The organism is Rhizobium sp. Root149, from assembly GCF_001427345.1.
GTDB classification, from domain to species: Bacteria; Pseudomonadota; Alphaproteobacteria; order Rhizobiales; family Rhizobiaceae; genus Neorhizobium; species Neorhizobium rhizoryzae.
Genome location: NZ_LMGD01000020.1, coordinates 219,681 through 234,424 on the forward strand (window position 1 = coordinate 219,681; position 14,744 = coordinate 234,424).

Annotated in this window: 13 protein-coding genes; 6 read left to right on the forward strand and 7 right to left on the reverse strand. The window is 56.3% G+C overall.

The features are described 5' to 3' along the window. The first annotated feature begins 644 nt into the window (after nucleotides 1-644). Together ASD54_RS13175 and ASD54_RS13180 are read left to right on the forward strand one after the other, a co-directional pair. The gene (locus ASD54_RS13175) at nucleotides 645-4,736 is read left to right on the forward strand and encodes a tail fiber protein (RefSeq protein ID WP_062555059.1); all 4,092 of its coding nucleotides are present in this window, start codon (nucleotides 645-647) and stop codon (nucleotides 4,734-4,736) included. Nucleotides 4,737-5,035: 299 nt separating this feature from the next. After that, nucleotides 5,036-5,539: a hypothetical protein gene (locus ASD54_RS13180; RefSeq protein WP_062555060.1), complete on the forward strand. Its 504-nt coding sequence runs from the start codon at nucleotides 5,036-5,038 to the stop codon at nucleotides 5,537-5,539. A 15-nt stretch (nucleotides 5,540-5,554) separates the two neighbouring features. Here ASD54_RS13180 and ASD54_RS13185 read toward each other — a convergent pair whose 3' ends face one another. The 7 genes from ASD54_RS13185 to ASD54_RS13215 form a co-directional block, all read right to left on the reverse strand. Continuing rightward, the gene (locus tag ASD54_RS13185) at nucleotides 5,555-6,079 is read right to left on the reverse strand and encodes a TIGR02281 family clan AA aspartic protease (RefSeq protein WP_062555061.1); all 525 of its coding nucleotides are present in this window, start codon (nucleotides 6,077-6,079) and stop codon (nucleotides 5,555-5,557) included. Between the two features lie 109 nt (nucleotides 6,080-6,188). Beyond that, on the reverse strand, nucleotides 6,189-6,818 hold the full coding sequence (gene upp / locus ASD54_RS13190) for a uracil phosphoribosyltransferase (RefSeq protein WP_062555062.1): 630 nt from the start codon (nucleotides 6,816-6,818) through the stop codon (nucleotides 6,189-6,191). A gap of 73 nt (nucleotides 6,819-6,891) precedes the next feature. Further along, the gene (locus ASD54_RS13195) at nucleotides 6,892-7,908 is read right to left on the reverse strand and encodes an adenosine deaminase (protein WP_062555063.1); all 1,017 of its coding nucleotides are present in this window, start codon (nucleotides 7,906-7,908) and stop codon (nucleotides 6,892-6,894) included. Then, complete coding sequence (locus ASD54_RS13200; RefSeq protein WP_062555464.1) at nucleotides 7,905-9,125, reverse strand: phosphopentomutase; 1,221 nt, start codon at nucleotides 9,123-9,125, stop codon at nucleotides 7,905-7,907. The genes ASD54_RS13195 and ASD54_RS13200 overlap by 4 nt, the downstream gene beginning before the upstream one ends. Nucleotides 9,126-9,239: 114 nt before the next feature. After that, entirely contained in the window at nucleotides 9,240-9,860 is a 621-nt protein-coding gene (locus ASD54_RS13205) for a TadE/TadG family type IV pilus assembly protein (protein WP_062555064.1), read from the reverse strand. Continuing rightward, complete coding sequence (locus tag ASD54_RS13210) at nucleotides 9,857-10,489, reverse strand: TadE/TadG family type IV pilus assembly protein (protein WP_062555065.1); 633 nt, start codon at nucleotides 10,487-10,489, stop codon at nucleotides 9,857-9,859. Before ASD54_RS13210 ends, ASD54_RS13205 begins: the two co-directional genes overlap by 4 nt. A 154-nt stretch (nucleotides 10,490-10,643) precedes the next feature. Next, complete coding sequence (locus tag ASD54_RS13215) at nucleotides 10,644-11,066, reverse strand: pilus assembly protein N-terminal domain-containing protein (protein ID WP_062555066.1); 423 nt, start codon at nucleotides 11,064-11,066, stop codon at nucleotides 10,644-10,646. A 400-nt stretch (nucleotides 11,067-11,466) separates the two neighbouring features. Between ASD54_RS13215 and ASD54_RS13220 the strand changes: the two genes are divergently transcribed. The 4 genes from ASD54_RS13220 to ASD54_RS13235 all read left to right on the forward strand — a co-directional run bounded on the left by ASD54_RS13220 (nucleotide 11,467) and on the right by ASD54_RS13235 (nucleotide 14,743). Beyond that, nucleotides 11,467-11,646 (forward strand): Flp family type IVb pilin, encoded by a 180-nt coding sequence (locus tag ASD54_RS13220; RefSeq protein WP_062555067.1) that lies wholly within the window; start codon nucleotides 11,467-11,469, stop codon nucleotides 11,644-11,646. 73 nt (nucleotides 11,647-11,719) lie between these two features. Beyond that, complete coding sequence (locus ASD54_RS13225) at nucleotides 11,720-12,229, forward strand: prepilin peptidase (RefSeq protein WP_062555068.1); 510 nt, start codon at nucleotides 11,720-11,722, stop codon at nucleotides 12,227-12,229. A 127-nt stretch (nucleotides 12,230-12,356) separates the two neighbouring features. Next, a complete protein-coding gene (gene cpaB / locus ASD54_RS13230) occupies nucleotides 12,357-13,166 on the forward strand; it encodes a Flp pilus assembly protein CpaB (RefSeq protein WP_062555069.1) in 810 nt (269 codons plus the stop codon). Nucleotides 13,167-13,186: 20 nt separating this feature from the next. After that, the gene (locus tag ASD54_RS13235) at nucleotides 13,187-14,743 is read left to right on the forward strand and encodes a type II and III secretion system protein family protein (protein WP_062555070.1); all 1,557 of its coding nucleotides are present in this window, start codon (nucleotides 13,187-13,189) and stop codon (nucleotides 14,741-14,743) included. Nucleotide 14,744: the final 1 nt, after the last annotated feature.

Consider the following 14,744-nt stretch of genomic DNA (forward strand, 5'->3'; position numbering starts at 1 on the left):
TTTTGGGAGGCGGTCCCTCTCTGTCCGCCATCTTCCTTCAATTTTCAGATCGTTCCGATATCCTGCATTTGGTTTTGTCCAATACGCTTGTCGAGTTGGACAATCTCGATTTCTCGGAACTGTTGGGCGCAGTTGCAATGGTAGCATCTGCTTTTCGCTGGCTTGGTGGGTGGCGATCTGCTGGCGATCTCTCTTGGGTTCCTTACCAAACAACGGTGGGTAACGATGCCGGATGCAAAGCGGCAAGCCGAATACTCCAGTGGTGCAGCCTTGGAACAGTCTGGATTCAGTTTCGGTTTTAAATGATGTGCTGATAAGGTGTGTTTTGACGCAAAGAACCCTCTTTGGTTGATTTTCCTGCAATCCTGTGATTGCCTCATATCACCCGCGGTTGATGAAGTCCGAGCCTCGCGAAGCGCCATGTCTTCTCGCGAGGTGTCTCACCGAAATTGCAAACTATTGTTTCAGTTGAATTTCTTTGAAGCTTTCACAAGCGCGACCGCCGTGCAAATTGCGCGGCGCATGCGTATTAGAGAGCTATAACATTCCGGTGCATTCCTTGCGAACTTGTTGCGTACTCGTAATGTCCGCGCCCGAGGGTGGCTGTTTCATGCGGCCGGGTTCAGCCAAGGGGATGCGCGACCATGACGATTTCCAACTATCAAGATAGTTTTGTTGTTCGCCAGACCGTCGTGAATAATTCCAGTATTCCAAGCGCAAGCAGTGCCAGCGCCCACGGTTTCACAGGTCAGGTGCGAACCTTCCTCGTTGGAGAGAGCGGAATCTGGACGCCAATGGACGCGGATGGCCGCACCCTGAAAATAGCAGATAATCAAGACCTGTTTCGTGTGTTGGGAACCACCTATGGCGGCAATGGAGCGACCGTTTTCAAGGCGCCCGATTTGGGTGGCCGGGTTATCATTGGTGCCAAGCCGACGGATCTGGGGGCTACCAGCGGTGTCGGGAACCTGACACTCGAACAGAAGAACCTGCCAGCTGCCTGGGGCGGTTCATCTGTTCCCATTGATAACAAGCAGCCTTCCATGGGGCTGCTTCCGCTCATTCGTACATCCGGCGGCGACGATGCAAACGGTGATTTTGTTGGCGCTATTACCTTCAGTGCCACAAACACCAGCCCGATAAATTACCTCGTTGCAGACGGCAGGACTGTTTCCAAGTTTGAATACCGAGAGCTCTTCGATCTTATCGGATATCGCTATGGAGGAGCCGGCGACAAGTTTGCGCTACCCAATCTGATTGGCAAAACCGTCATCGGTGCTGGCAGATGGTACGAGGATGATGATGTAGATTTCGCGCTGGGCAGGGTCTCCGGCGCCTCCGCATCAATCCTCACCGAGGACGCGAATCCCCTCAACCCGAGAATGATTACACAATCTATTGATAATAATCAGGAATCTATCGCGCTTTACTACCTCATTAACGTCAGCGGCAACTATCCCCAAGGAAATTTCCCAGCCCTTCAATCCTCTCCTCTTGGCGAGGTGATGATCTTCGCCGGACCGCAATCAAAAATACCCGCAGGCTGGATGATTGCGAATGCTGGCATTCTTGATGAAGATACTGCTCCGCTGCTAGCCGAGTTGTACGGCGGCACTATGAACTATCCACGTGGCCTTACCCTTCCGGACTTTACTGGCAAGGTGCTGGTCGATAACCAGCCGACATCAAACACGATGTGGCAGGACGTTGGGGATAGATTTGGCGCTAATCAAATGCATGTTCCGCGCCAAGATGTTCCGGCGGTCAACTTCACGGGTTCCGATGCCGGCGCGCGTGCATTGGGCAGCCAGTTTGACGATGTAATGCGCGGCAAGGGAGGCGACGACAACCTCTTTGGCGATCGAGGTAACGATCTGCTGATCGGTGGCAAAGGGGCTGACGTGCTGGACGGAAGTGCTGGCACCGATACTGCCTCCTACGAGGATGCTGAGGCTGGCGTTACTGCAAATCTGGCGAAGAGTTCTGACAATACGGGCGATGCTGCGGGGGATACTTATTTCAGTATCGAGAACCTGAAAGGTTCGGACTTCGATGATGTCCTGACCGGGGACAGCGGCGACAACGAGATCAATGGCGGGAAGGGGAATGATCGTCTGAATGGCGGCGGTGGCAAGGACAGGCTGACAGGCGGCGATGGGGCAGATGTCTTTGTCGTCGACCAGGGAGTTGTCACGATCACCGACTTCAATCCGCTTGTTGATAAGCTATACAGCCAGAATTTCGCTTCCATAGACAGTTTGGCCAAACTTCGCGCGCTGGAGGTGTCGACGAATGGCCCGGACACAGTCCTGGAATTTGCCAACAATACGCGGATCATACTTACGGGCGTTGCGCCGGGCACTTTGGTTCTGAACAATTTGCAAGGCATACAGCCGCCGGAGCCGACGCTGACGCTCAAGACGGATCTTGGCGATGCTCAAGGCATCAGCAATGACGGTGTCGTCAATGTTGGTGAGCTTAGGGAGAATGCCCGCTTCGAGTTCAGCACCAATGGCGGCAAAGACTGGCAGACCGGAAGCGGAACCGGCTTCGTCGTGGCAGATGGCAACTATCAGCCAAATATGATTGTCGTGCGTCAGATCTCTGTCGATGGCATTCCCAGTCAAGCAGCCAGCTATACCAAGCAGTTGATTGTCGATACGGTTGCCCCCAGCATCGTGGAAATTGCGCGGGTCACTCCTGCGACGTCTATAACCAATGCCGATCAACTGTCTTTCCGTGTTTCCTTCTCTGAAAGTGTCGATCTGACCAAGGGCAATGTGGCGGTTATAGGCTCCACAGCAACGGTGCAAAGCGTAGTGAAGGATGGCAACAGTGCCGTTGTCATCGTGGCGGGTGGCGATCTGGCCGGTCTCAACGGAGAGGTCAGCCTCAAGATCTCGAACGTTCGTGATATCGCCGGGAATTCTGCCACTGGCCAGGTGTCGGGTAACAACCAGAGCTATGTGCTTGATAACACGCGGCCTACCTTCGTCGCGCTGAAGCAGCCAGCAAACGGCAGCTATCATGCGGGTGACAAGCTGACATTTTCTCTCACCGCCAGCGAGGTCGTCAATGTATCCATAGACAGCGGCAAACCAAAGCTGCTGCTCATTGGTGAAAATGACGCAAAGATTACCGCCGAATACGTGTCTGGCAGTGGCCCCACTACGCTGACATTCGAGGCGGTGCTGCCCGCGGGGTTCAACGCACGTTCGGGCCTTGCTCTCGATAAAAACCTCAGTGTGGTGGATACCAATATCCGGGATGCTGCGGGTAATGATGTTCAGGTCTCAATCCCCTCAATTGCGGCGAACACCTCGATTCTGGTCGGTGTCAACCGTCCGCCAATCCTTGTAGGAACGCTTTCTGCTAACGTCGATGAGGGCAAGACGGTTATCCTGACTGAAAACCAGCTTGGCTTCAGCGATCCGGAAGATGGCGCCGCCGATATTACCTACACCGTATCGAGCCTTGCCAATGGTATTCTGCTGGTGAAGAACAAGGCCGCGACGAGCTTCACGCCTGCTGATTTAAAGGCCGGTGACGTTTCCTTCCGGCATGATGGATCTGAAACGACCAAGGCGTCCTTTTCTGTTTCCGTCGAGGACCTGAACGGGGATAATTCCGTGCCGATAGCCTCGACGTTCCAGCTTGCAGTCGCACCCGTCAATACCACGCCCAGCCTGGCGCTTCCTTCCGCGCAATCCCTCGGCGCTGGTGAGAGTCTCGCGTTCAAGGCGAAGTCCGCGATTGCCGTTGCAGATCCTGATGCCGGCAGTGCCACCCTCACCATCAAGGTTGAAACCGAAGATGGCAACCTCAAGCTGGCTGACAAGCTTTCCGGCGTTCAAGTGCAAGGCGCTGTGGCTGGCGATAAGGCACTCATTCTTTCAGGCAGCCTGACAGATCTCAATGCCGCGCTTGAGACATTGAGCTTTACGCCCACAAGCGGATTTGCGGGAAAGGCAAATATCAAGATCAGCGTGGATGATGGCGGAAATACCGGCGCTGGAGGTGCACTCACTGCTGCCAGTACGATCGTGGTTGATGTTGCGAAGCCGCCCGTCGTTGTACCGCCTTCGACCGATACGACCGTAACGCCGCCAGTTGTGACGCCGCCGGTCAACCCCACACCCGGAAGCGGCGGCACGCTTGCCAATGATACGATCGAAATCAAGCCCGGTAATTCCAAGATGGATGCTGGCGGTGGGTTTGATATCGGCGTCATCGCCCAATCCCGCAACGACTTCACCATCGAGCTGAAGGACGGCGTGGTAACACTCAGTGGACCCTATGAGATCCAGCTATCGAATTTCGAACGTATCAAATTCAGCGATGGAACGTTGGCGCTGGACTCGGACGGCAATGCCGGCATGCTGATGCGGCTCTACAAAGCCGCCTTCGGTCGATTGCCGGAACCGGGTGGCGCTGGCTTCTGGATCAACAAGCTGGATGGTGGCACGGCTGATCTGCCACAACTCATATCCCAGTTTTTCCACTCACCGGAATTTGCCGCACGGTTCGGTACAAAGCGTGATAGCGGCAGCTACGTGGATGCACTTTATACCAATGTTCTGGGGCGCAGCGGGGACAAGGCTGGAGCCGCATTCTGGATCGATGCACTGAACAATGGGACCTTCAGTCAGGAGAAGGTTCTGTTGATGTTTGCAGAAAGCGCCGAGAACAAGACCGCTCAGGTGGGTGCGATGGCCGACGGGCTCTGGTATGTCTAGCACTCCTTTGGCAAATCTGGGCAAGGCAGATCTGCCTCCCGTTCATTGAGGCAAGGGCATTGAGCCGATGGCCGAGCGATTTGCGCCAGGCCAGTAACCGGCCTTCACCATTTCATTTCGGATGGCCCTTGGGAATTTTGAAGTATTGAATTTTTTTGAATGGGGCGGATTTCCCTTTTGTCCGCCATCTGCTTGATCTCCCAACAAACCTGAGCTCAGCCCTTGGTGGCCCTATCCGCCAAGAGGAACGAATTGCGAGGTCATGATGTTCTGTGTCATCCAAAGCCGGAGACACCCTCATGAAGTTGCTGATCACCACAGTGCTCGCATTTTCCTGTCTTTCCATTGAAACTGCATTCGCATCCGAAGAGCAATTTCTGAAATCCATCGAGGGGCGGTGGACCGGTGGCGGACTTGTTCTTCGCGAACTGGGCGGACAGAAGGTCAATGTGACCTGCAACATGCAGTCGAAGGCGAATGCTTCACGCTTCCAGATGGACGGATCCTGTCGCGCACTGGTGGTGATATCGCGTGGCTTCAATGCCAATGTCACGGCATCCGGCGCCCGCTACTCCGGAACCTATGTTGGCGTGTCTGGAAAGCCGTCCACACTTGTCGGGTCGCGCTCTGGCAATACCATCAGCTTCGATGTGACCTGGGCCAACGTGGTCTATGGCGATCGGAAGGCGAGGATGGAGGTTCGAAAGGTTGGGGCCAACGGTCTCCAGATCAGGACCATCGACAAGGATCCGAAGTCGGGCAGGAGCATCGTTACCACTCAGCTCAATCTGAAAAAGAGCTGAGTTCGGTCTTTCGCTTTACGGAACGAGCTTCAGCGAGCCATCGGCGACCTGGAACGACGAAAGTCGTTTCAGAAAACTCATGCCGATCAGCGTGCCGCTGAGGGCATCATCCTTGAGAACCATTGCATCGACGCCAGTGACCCGGATGCTGCCGATCTCCACCCGGTCGAGGCGCACCAGAGCCCCCTTGGTCGAGCCATTGGCCGTACTGATGGTATACCGGTAGTCAAGAGAATTGCTGGAGAAGCCGAGCCGTTTTGCCGTCGTTTCGTTGATGGCGATGGAGGATGCACCGGTGTCGATCATCCCCTCCACAGGCTTGCCATTCAAGCGGAAGGTTGCCTGAAAATGACCGCGAGCATCGGCGCTGAGTGTGATGCCCAAACCACTGCCTGTGGCTGCGCCTTGCCCGGAAGCGGAGCGTACAGCAGCAGCGGTGCCTTCCTGCGATGCAGGCTTGGAGTGCGTAAGGCCCATCACATAAGGGATCTGCGATGCGGCTGCGGCGACAAAGCTTAACAGGAGGACGAAGCGCAGCATGGGAACCTTGACGATGATGATAGTCGATCGACCCTACACCACAAGATTGAACGAAAAACGCCCGCAGTGATGAACGGCGGGCGTCATTTCAGTCGTGGTTAACGGCAGCTTACTTGGTGCCGTACATGCGGTCGCCGGCATCGCCGAGACCTGGCATGATATAGCCCTTCTCGTTCAGATGGCTGTCGATGGAGGCGGTGAAGATCGGCACATCAGGATGTGCTTCCTGGAAGTTCTTGATGCCTTCCGGCGCTGCGAGCAGGCACAGGAAGCGAAGGTTCTTCGCGCCGCGTTCCTTGAGCTTCTCGATAGCTGCAATGGAGGAATTGCCGGTAGCCAGCATCGGGTCGACGACGATGACCAGGCGCTCTGCAAGATTCTCCGGAGCCTTGAAATAATATTCGACGGCTTCAAGCGTTTCGTGGTCGCGATAGACGCCAACATGGGAGACGCGGGCAGCCGGCACGAGTTCCAGCATGCCTTCCAGAAGACCATTGCCAGCCCGCAGAATGGAGGCGAAGACAAGCTTCTTGCCTTCCAGGATCGGCGACTGCATCTCTGTAAGCGGCGTTTCGATTGTTTCCATCGTCAGCTCGAGATCGCGCGTCACCTCATAGCAGAGGAGAGTCGAGATCTCGCGAAGCAACCGGCGAAAACTCGAAGTCGAGGTTTCCTTGCGCCGCATGATGGTCAGCTTGTGCTGCACCAGAGGATGATTGATGACTGTCACGCCGTCCATGAGAACCTGCCTTCGCTCTTCTTATTTCTCTTCTCGTTTCTTCATCTACGCAAATGCGCGGCTTCGCAAGACATCAACCGCTGTTTGAGCCGCCATCCCCAGCCGTGTCTTCCACGGATTGATCAAACCGTGCGAGAAGAGCTGTCCTGGTGGACGCGTCCACGAATGCCGATTCCAGCGCCGTGCGCGTCATCACGTTGATCTGGTGATCGGTCAGTTTCATGATGGTGGATGCGATCTCATATTCCTGTGCCAGCGATGTGCGGAAAAACGGCGGATCGTCAGAGTTGATGCAGACTCGCACGCCCGCCTCAATCAGTCGCGGCAAGGGATGGCTGTCAAAGCTCGGAAACACATTCAACGCTACGTTGGAGCCGGGGCAGACTTCCAGGACCACCTGTTCATGGACCAGCCGTTCGATGAGAGAGGGATCCTCGATCGAGCGAACGCCGTGACCGATGCGGGCCGGATGAATGAGATCCAGAGCATCGCTCACGCTGAAGGCACCGCAGACCTCGCCTGCGTGAATGGTGAGACCGAGCCCGGCCTCCCGCGCGATATCGAAGGCTGGCGCATAATCTGCCACGCGGTTCATCCGCTCTTCACCGGCCAGATTGAAGCCAGTGATAAGCGGGTTGCGGCTTGCTGCCGCATAGCGGGCGGCCTTGACGACGCTCTCGGGACCAAAGTGACGCTCGCCCGTGACAATAATACGTGTTTCGATGCCCGTCTTTTCCCGTGCCGAATGAATGCCCTGGCAGATGCCTGCCAGATAGGCGTCCGCCCCAAGGCCGATGCGGTCTCCATGGTCCGGCGAAACGATGATTTCGCTATAGATTGTGTTGATGGCTGCCAGCTCGGTCAGATAAGTCTCGGTCAGCAGGGCATAATCGGCCTCGGTGCGAAACAGGGCGGCAACCCGATCGTAGGCCTTGATGAACTCGGCGAAGTCGTTCCACGCGTAAGTATCTCCCGCCATGAAACTGAAGGGATCGACGCCATACCGCCGCGCCTGTGCAATGGCGAGGGTGGGCGGCGCAGCGCCCTCGATGTGGCAGTGGATCTCTGCCTTCAGGAGATGATGTGTCACAGGAAGCTCCGTCCGTGTTTGCCTGCCGGAATGCCGAGATGCGCAGCAATTGTTTCGCCGATATCGGCATAGGTGCCGCGAATGCCGATGGTTCGTGAGCCCAGCCCCTGCCCGAAGGCCAGAACCGGAACCCTTTCGCGCGTATGATCGGTTCCGCGCCAGGTCGGGTCACAACCATGGTCCGCGGTCAGGATCAGAAGATCGCCCGGACCCAGCTTGCGGCTGACTTCGCCAAGTCGTGCATCGAAAGCCTCCAGTGCAGCGGCATAGCCGGGGACATCGCGTCGATGGCCATAGAGCATGTCGAAATCGACGAAATTGGTGAAGACGAGATCGCCGTCCTGAGCCTCATCGATAACGCTGAGTGTCGCATCCATCAGGGCCATGTTGCCATTTGCCTTGATGATACGGGAGACACCCTGATGAGCAAAAATGTCTCCGATTTTGCCGACGGCGTGAACGCTGCGCCCTGCTTCGACAAGCCGGTCCAGCAAGGTGGGTTCTGGTGGAAGAACGGAAAAATCCCGGCGGTTCCCGGTCCGCTCGAAAGTTGAAGCACTTTCGCCAATGAAGGGCCTTGCGATCACGCGCCCGATATTAAGCGGATCCAGCAGGGTTCGAACGGTTTCGCACAGTTTCAACAGTCGCTCGAGGCCAAAATGGGTCTCATGCGCGGCGATCTGGAATACCGAATCGGAGGAGGTGTAGCAGATCGGCTTGCCGGTGCGGATGTGCTCTTCGCCCCATTGCGCGATGATCTCCGTTCCCGAGGCATGGCAATTGCCAAGAATGCCCGGAACTTCTGCCTCTCGACAGATAGCCTCCACCAGTTCGGGAGAGAAAGCGTCGCCTTCCGTCGGGAAATAACCCCAGTTGAACGTCACAGGGACGCCTGCAATTTCCCAATGGCCGGACGGTGTGTCCTTGCCGCGCGATACTTCGCTTGCTGCGCCATAGAGCCCGTAAAGCTTTTCCGGAACCGGCATCCCTGCCGGAAAGGCGCCCGTCGACAGCTTGGCCGCATGGAGCAGCCCGAGTGCCGACATGTTCGGAAGCTTCAGCGGCCCTTCGCGCAGGCCTTTTCGGTCTGCGGCTCCGCCTGCGCAGTATTCGGCAATGTGGCCGAGGGTGTCTGCCCCAAGATCTCCATAGCGATCTGCGTCGCGCGCACCGCCTATGCCGAAGGAATCCAGAACAAAAAGAAAAGCACGCGCCATCATTTCACCTGCGAGAGAAAGCTTTTACGGACACTGATCCGTATTCTTCCCTTCTTATACCGAGCCGTCTCAAGCGGCAAATCCGCTATCTCGTCGCTGACTGGAGCGCCCGGATCAGCAATCGCTGCAGGTGATGGAATCGCCCATTCTCTGGCGGTAGAAGTAGCTGCGGGAGATTGTGATGGACCTTGTTTCGGACGAGAGAACCGGCATCAGCATGAACAGCTCATGAGGTACGGAAAGTTCCGACCGCACAAGAAACGAGTTCGCCGTCTTCAATTCGGTGGGCACGTCCGTCACTGTCGCGCCGACAGCATAAGGCCTGCCGCCTCCCTGGTCCCAGGACCAGGCGACCTTAGGCGTTCCCGTGGAATCGACCGAGATACCCGTAACCTTCAGCTTCAGGTTGGTCGTACTGGTATTGTAGGGAACGAAGATCGCCTTGCTGACGTCGATCATGCTTGCGAGGTAAAGCTTCGTCACGCTCGTCTGCTGCGTGACAAGGTCCGCGATCGTGCCGGTCGCCTTCGTTACACGCTTGGAGACGCTGAGACCCATCGTCAGCTCGAAACAGGTGATGTAGATCGCAATCAGGATCGGCGCGATGATGGCAAACTCCACCGCCCCGACGCCGCGCTGGTCGGCCAGCAGACGTCGCAGCGGCAGGATGACACCTCCGAAGCTAGCCCTGACTTCTGTCTGGGTTTCAACGGCATTCCTTCCGAAGATCCTCATGGGTAATCCTCGTTCTGGAAAGCTGCGGTGGCAACGATCAGGAAATCGGTTGGAAGCGATCCGTCTGCGGGCCTGATGTTTGTGATATAAGGCCGGATAAGATCCGTGATGATTTTCCAACGGTAGTAAGCCCGCACGATATTGATTGATTTCGGTCCGCCTGGGCTATAGCCGAAGCTTGTCGGGTCCAGATCCGCATAGGTGCCCGTCGATTTTCGCGGAATTGCTGTTGGGACAAGAGCGAAGGTCGCGAAGCTGCGGACATCGAGATAAAGTTGCGTCGGCGTCGCGATCTCGGTCGCAGAGCACGAGATCATGATGGAGATCTCGTCGCAGAACAATTGACGGAACTGCGTCTGGTTCTTGTCTGTCGTTCGGCCCAGACCCGCCGTGATCTGACCAGTTCGCAACTGTCTCGCCAGCGTGTCGGTCGCATTGCCGATGACCTGTTCTGCCGTATAGGCAACGAAGGTCTCGATGATTGCAAAGATGATCATAAAGTAAGGAATGGCCAGAATGGCGAATTCGATCGCCGCGGCGCCATCCTGCGATCGCCAGAACCGCCGTCGGGGGCTTTGTCGCGGTGCCTGGGCCGAAATGGGGGGCCGGGATCCGTGATCCTCACACATGGCAGTAACGTCTCCGTGGAAGGTCCGACGCTATGCCGACTTTATTGATATTCCGTTGCCGCGGTCGTTCTATTTGCACCAGTAAGGAACAGCTTGCAGCATGTCGCGCAAAAGTGTGCAGCGGTTTTGCGATAACGACATGCGAGGAAACAGCTTAGTTTCCAGCGGTGCCATTCGTCGCGCCGCTGGCACCATTGTTGGCGGAGTGCTGCTCACAGTTCGGCGTACAGGAAAGAACAGCTCGATCCGTCTGGCGGAACACGCGCACGGTGTTGCCTTCGTCAATCGATACAATGACGCGTTCATCGGCAATTGCGTTGCCTTCCGCATCAAGGAGAACAAGATTTGTGGCGCCATAGGAGCGCCCCGTCAGAACGATTGTCTGCGGGTCGGCGACCGTCGCATCCGCAACTTGAGCATTCCCGACGATGACCTTGCTGACCGGCCGATCGAGCTTCAGAATGCGTGCCTGATTCATATAGACACGCATGAGTCCACCAGCGTCCTCGCAGAAGGCCGTGGCAGGAACAGCAAAAGAGATGGCGGCCAGAAGCGCGGCCAGCAATTTCGACGGCATGGGCTTTCAGCCTTCAAATCGATGTACTGTTTCAGACCATGAAGCAATTTGGTGAATGAAATCTTAATGGCGCATTTCAGGCCAAAATGCCGATTTGGGACAGCTTATTCGTGCGCAGGTTGTCTTGTTTCGGGGCGTGCGCGTCAATCGATAAAAGCTAAAATAGCAGCGCCTCCAGTGATTACGCAGATGAGGTCATCAAAACAGGCCTCTAGATAAAATTGAAACAATTCGCTTTATCGGTGTTTTACCATGGCGGTTGGAAGGCCTCGTTAACCGAAACGTAACCAGATTTTTTAAGTGAATGGAAATCGCCTCTCCGTAATTTGGGCTCACCGAACAGCGGACAACAGTTGTCGGCAATGCTGAGAATAGAGATCCCCGGAGTTAGGAGAGACGCATGTCCAAGATTTTCGCACGTTTCGTAAAGGAAGAGTCGGGTGCAACGGCCATTGAATATGGTCTGATCGCCGCCCTGATTTCGGTTGCCCTCATTGCTGGCGCCAGCGCGCTCGGTAACAAGCTGAACAACCAGTTCACTAACATTTCCACATACCTGGATAAGGGTTCCAAAACCTGATCACCTAATCAGCTAAGTTGAATGAATTCGGTTTCATGAATTCAACAGTACTGATGCGGATTTCGTTCGTAGTATGGGAAATAGTGTGAGCGAGATATTATTTCTGGCGATCTCACTGTTGTTGATTTATGCAGCCCTAGGTGACCTTCTAACCATGAAGATCCCCAATTGGCTTAGCTTGACAATTGTATGTCTATTCATTCTAGCCGCTTGGCTTTCTGATATGTCCGCGGCCGCGATAGGCTACTCCCTCGGAGTGGCCGTCGCGGTTTTCGCGGTTTGTTTTTTGCTCTTCGTGCTGAACGTGATGGGTGGCGGCGACGCAAAGCTGCTGACGGCACTGGCACTCTGGTTCGGCCTGACACCGGCTCTCCTGGTCTTCCTCGTCAATGTGGCGTTTGCTGGCGGGGTTCTGACCCTCGCCATACTCGCAATCCGTTGGAAATCGCATTTGGTGACCGATCGCGGCGTCTGGCTGCCCGCATCGCTGACGACGGCGAAAAAGATACCCTATGGGATAGCGATTGCTGCCGGTGCGCTCATGGCCATGCCGCAGGCGCCGATCTTTTTGGTGGCTTCCTGAGTTCGAAGACTTGCAACAAATTGATTTAAACTCTGCTTAACCATGTCTCCTAGGCAGACGTTAACTATAATTACACCATTCGCGGTCAAACCTGCGGGGAACCAGTTGGTCCCGTCAAGGATTTGCCATGAAACCCGCCCGTCTGATCATTCTTACCGTCGCTGTGGTTGCAGCCGGCCTTGCCGGTATGCTGGCCTTGAGGCTGTCAGGTGAGAAGACTGTTGTCGAGACGCCGTTGGAGGTCATCCGCAAGGAGCCGACAACCAATGTCCTTGTCTCATCGGCCAATCTCCCCGTCGGGGCACGCCTCAATGAAAAATCGATCCACTGGATGGCCTGGCCGGAAGGCGGCGTGGTGGAAGGCTTCATCACCGAGAGCGCAAGGCCAAAGGCGATCGAGGAACTGAACGGCGCCATCGTGCGCCTTCCGCTGTTTGCGGGCGAGCCGGTTCGCGCCGAAAAGGTAGCGGATTCATCCAATCGGATCATGTCGTCCATTCTCCCCAGCGGCAAGCGCGCCGTTGCAACCGAAATTTCCGTCGCGACCGGCGCTGGCGGCTTTGTACTCCCGAACGACCGCGTCGATGTCATCATGGTTCGCAAGAACGAGCAGGGCAGCTACTCCACCGAAAACGTTCTCAACAACATCCGGGTTCTGGCGATCGATCAGCGCATCGAGCAGAAGGAAGACGGATCGCAGGCGGTCATCGGCACGACCGCGACTCTGGAACTTACTCCCGATCAGGCGCGCGTCATTGCGGTCGCGCAGCAGATGGCAGACCGCCTGACGCTGTCGTTGCGATCCATTGCCGACGTGCAGGACTCGGACACGCAATTTGCTGACCATTTGCTGGCCGGTGGCGGAAAGGGCGAGGTGCAGATCATCAAATCAGGCTCCATCGTCAATATGAACACCACCGGCTCGGTCCAGCGTTAAGATTTGAGGGAGCGGTCACCGTGACATCCTGGAAAAGAATTTACAGAGCCTCCGCAGTCGCTTCCTTGAGCGTCTGCCTTGCCCTATCGGATCTGGCGGTTCTCCGGTCGACGGATACCGCCGAAGCCGCTTCGGACAGTATCGTGCGGATCTCGGAATCGGGGAAGGGCGTGCACAAGCGGCTGAAGCTTGGCCTGAACAAGGCCTTGGTCGTTGATCTGCCGCAGGATGCGCATGACATCCTTGTTGCCGATCCTGCCTTGGCCGACGCGGTGACAAGAACGTCACGCCGGATCTATCTGTTCGGAAAGTCGGTCGGCCAGACGAATATCTTCATCTTTGGCCCCGGCGGGCAGGAGATCGTCAGCCTGGATCTGGAAGTCGAGCGCGATATCGATGGTCTTCAGGCTAATTTGCGGCGTTTTCTACCCGAATCCGATATCAAGGTCGAAATCGTCTCGGACAACATCGTGTTGACCGGTACTGTCCGCACGCCGCAGGATGCCGCGCAGGCGGAAAAGCTGGCGCAGGCCTTCCTCAAGGGTGGTGAAGCAACGACGAGAAATCGCACCGCTTCGGGCGGCGGTAATCAGCAGGGTGTCGCGATCTATGCCGAAGAACGCCAGACATCCCAGATCGTTAACCTTTTGACCATTCAGGGTGAGGATCAGGTAACGCTGAAGGTCACCGTCGCCGAGGTCAACCGGCAGGTGCTGAAGCAACTGGGCTTCAATGGTTCGGTGCAGACGACGGGCAGCTCGGCCAGCGGTGGCATCTCGTTTGCCAATCCGGTCAACCTTGGCAACGCGGCGGCAGTTGGCGGCCTGGGTGGCGTCGTCGGTTCGATCGGAACCACTGCGATCTCGACCTATGTCAACGCCATGGAGCAGGCAGGTGTCATGCGAACGCTCGCGGAGCCCAGCCTGACAGCCATATCGGGCCAGCAGGCTAAGTTCTACGTCGGTGGCGAATTCCGACTGGCAGGCCAGCAGGAGGTGTCGCTGGATACCACGACGAACCGTCCTACGGTTTCGCGGAGCCTCGAGACTGTCAATTATGGAGTCGAGCTGAACTTCAAGCCGGTCGTTCTCTCGGCCGGACGCATTGCCCTCAATATCGAGACCAATGTTTCCGAGCCCACATACGAAGGTTCTGCGACGACCGGCAACGGCTCCTCGCTCTCTGTACCGGGCAACACTTACCTTTCGATCCGCAAGCGCGAGGCATCGACATCCGTCGAACTCCCATCGGGCGGTTCGATCGTGATTGCCGGTCTTGTTCAGGACAATGTCCGCCAGGCCATGTCCGGACTGCCGGGTATCTCCAAGGTGCCGGTATTGGGCACGCTTTTCCGCAGCAAGGATTTCATCCGCAACGAGACGGAACTCGTCATCATCGCGACGCCGTATCTGGTGCGTCCGGTTGCCCGCAATCAGCTTGCGCGCCCGGATGACAACTTCAATCCCGAAAACGATGCCGCAATGTATTTCCTCAACCGCGTCAACAAGATCTACGGACGAAAAGATCCCGTTCCGGCCGCTCCCTACCATGGCGCCGTTGGTTTCATCTATAAGTGAG

Bases quoted from the DNA above. Each gene is read 5' to 3' on its own strand.
- ASD54_RS13175 (WP_062555059.1), top strand. From the start codon at position 645: ATGACGATTTCCAACTATCAAGATAGTTTTGTTGTTCGCCAGACCGTC.
- ASD54_RS13180 (WP_062555060.1), top strand. From the start codon at position 5,036: ATGAAGTTGCTGATCACCACAGTGCTCGCATTTTCCTGTCTTTCCATT.
- ASD54_RS13185 (WP_062555061.1), bottom strand. From the start codon at position 6,079: ATGCTGCGCTTCGTCCTCCTGTTAAGCTTTGTCGCCGCAGCCGCATCG.
- upp (WP_062555062.1), bottom strand. From the start codon at position 6,818: ATGGACGGCGTGACAGTCATCAATCATCCTCTGGTGCAGCACAAGCTG.
- ASD54_RS13200 (WP_062555464.1), bottom strand. From the start codon at position 9,125: ATGGCGCGTGCTTTTCTTTTTGTTCTGGATTCCTTCGGCATAGGCGGT.
- ASD54_RS13205 (WP_062555064.1), bottom strand. From the start codon at position 9,860: ATGAGGATCTTCGGAAGGAATGCCGTTGAAACCCAGACAGAAGTCAGG.
- ASD54_RS13210 (WP_062555065.1), bottom strand. From the start codon at position 10,489: ATGTGTGAGGATCACGGATCCCGGCCCCCCATTTCGGCCCAGGCACCG.
- ASD54_RS13215 (WP_062555066.1), bottom strand. From the start codon at position 11,066: ATGCCGTCGAAATTGCTGGCCGCGCTTCTGGCCGCCATCTCTTTTGCT.
- ASD54_RS13220 (WP_062555067.1), top strand. From the start codon at position 11,467: ATGTCCAAGATTTTCGCACGTTTCGTAAAGGAAGAGTCGGGTGCAACG.
- ASD54_RS13225 (WP_062555068.1), top strand. From the start codon at position 11,720: ATGGGAAATAGTGTGAGCGAGATATTATTTCTGGCGATCTCACTGTTG.
- cpaB (WP_062555069.1), top strand. From the start codon at position 12,357: ATGAAACCCGCCCGTCTGATCATTCTTACCGTCGCTGTGGTTGCAGCC.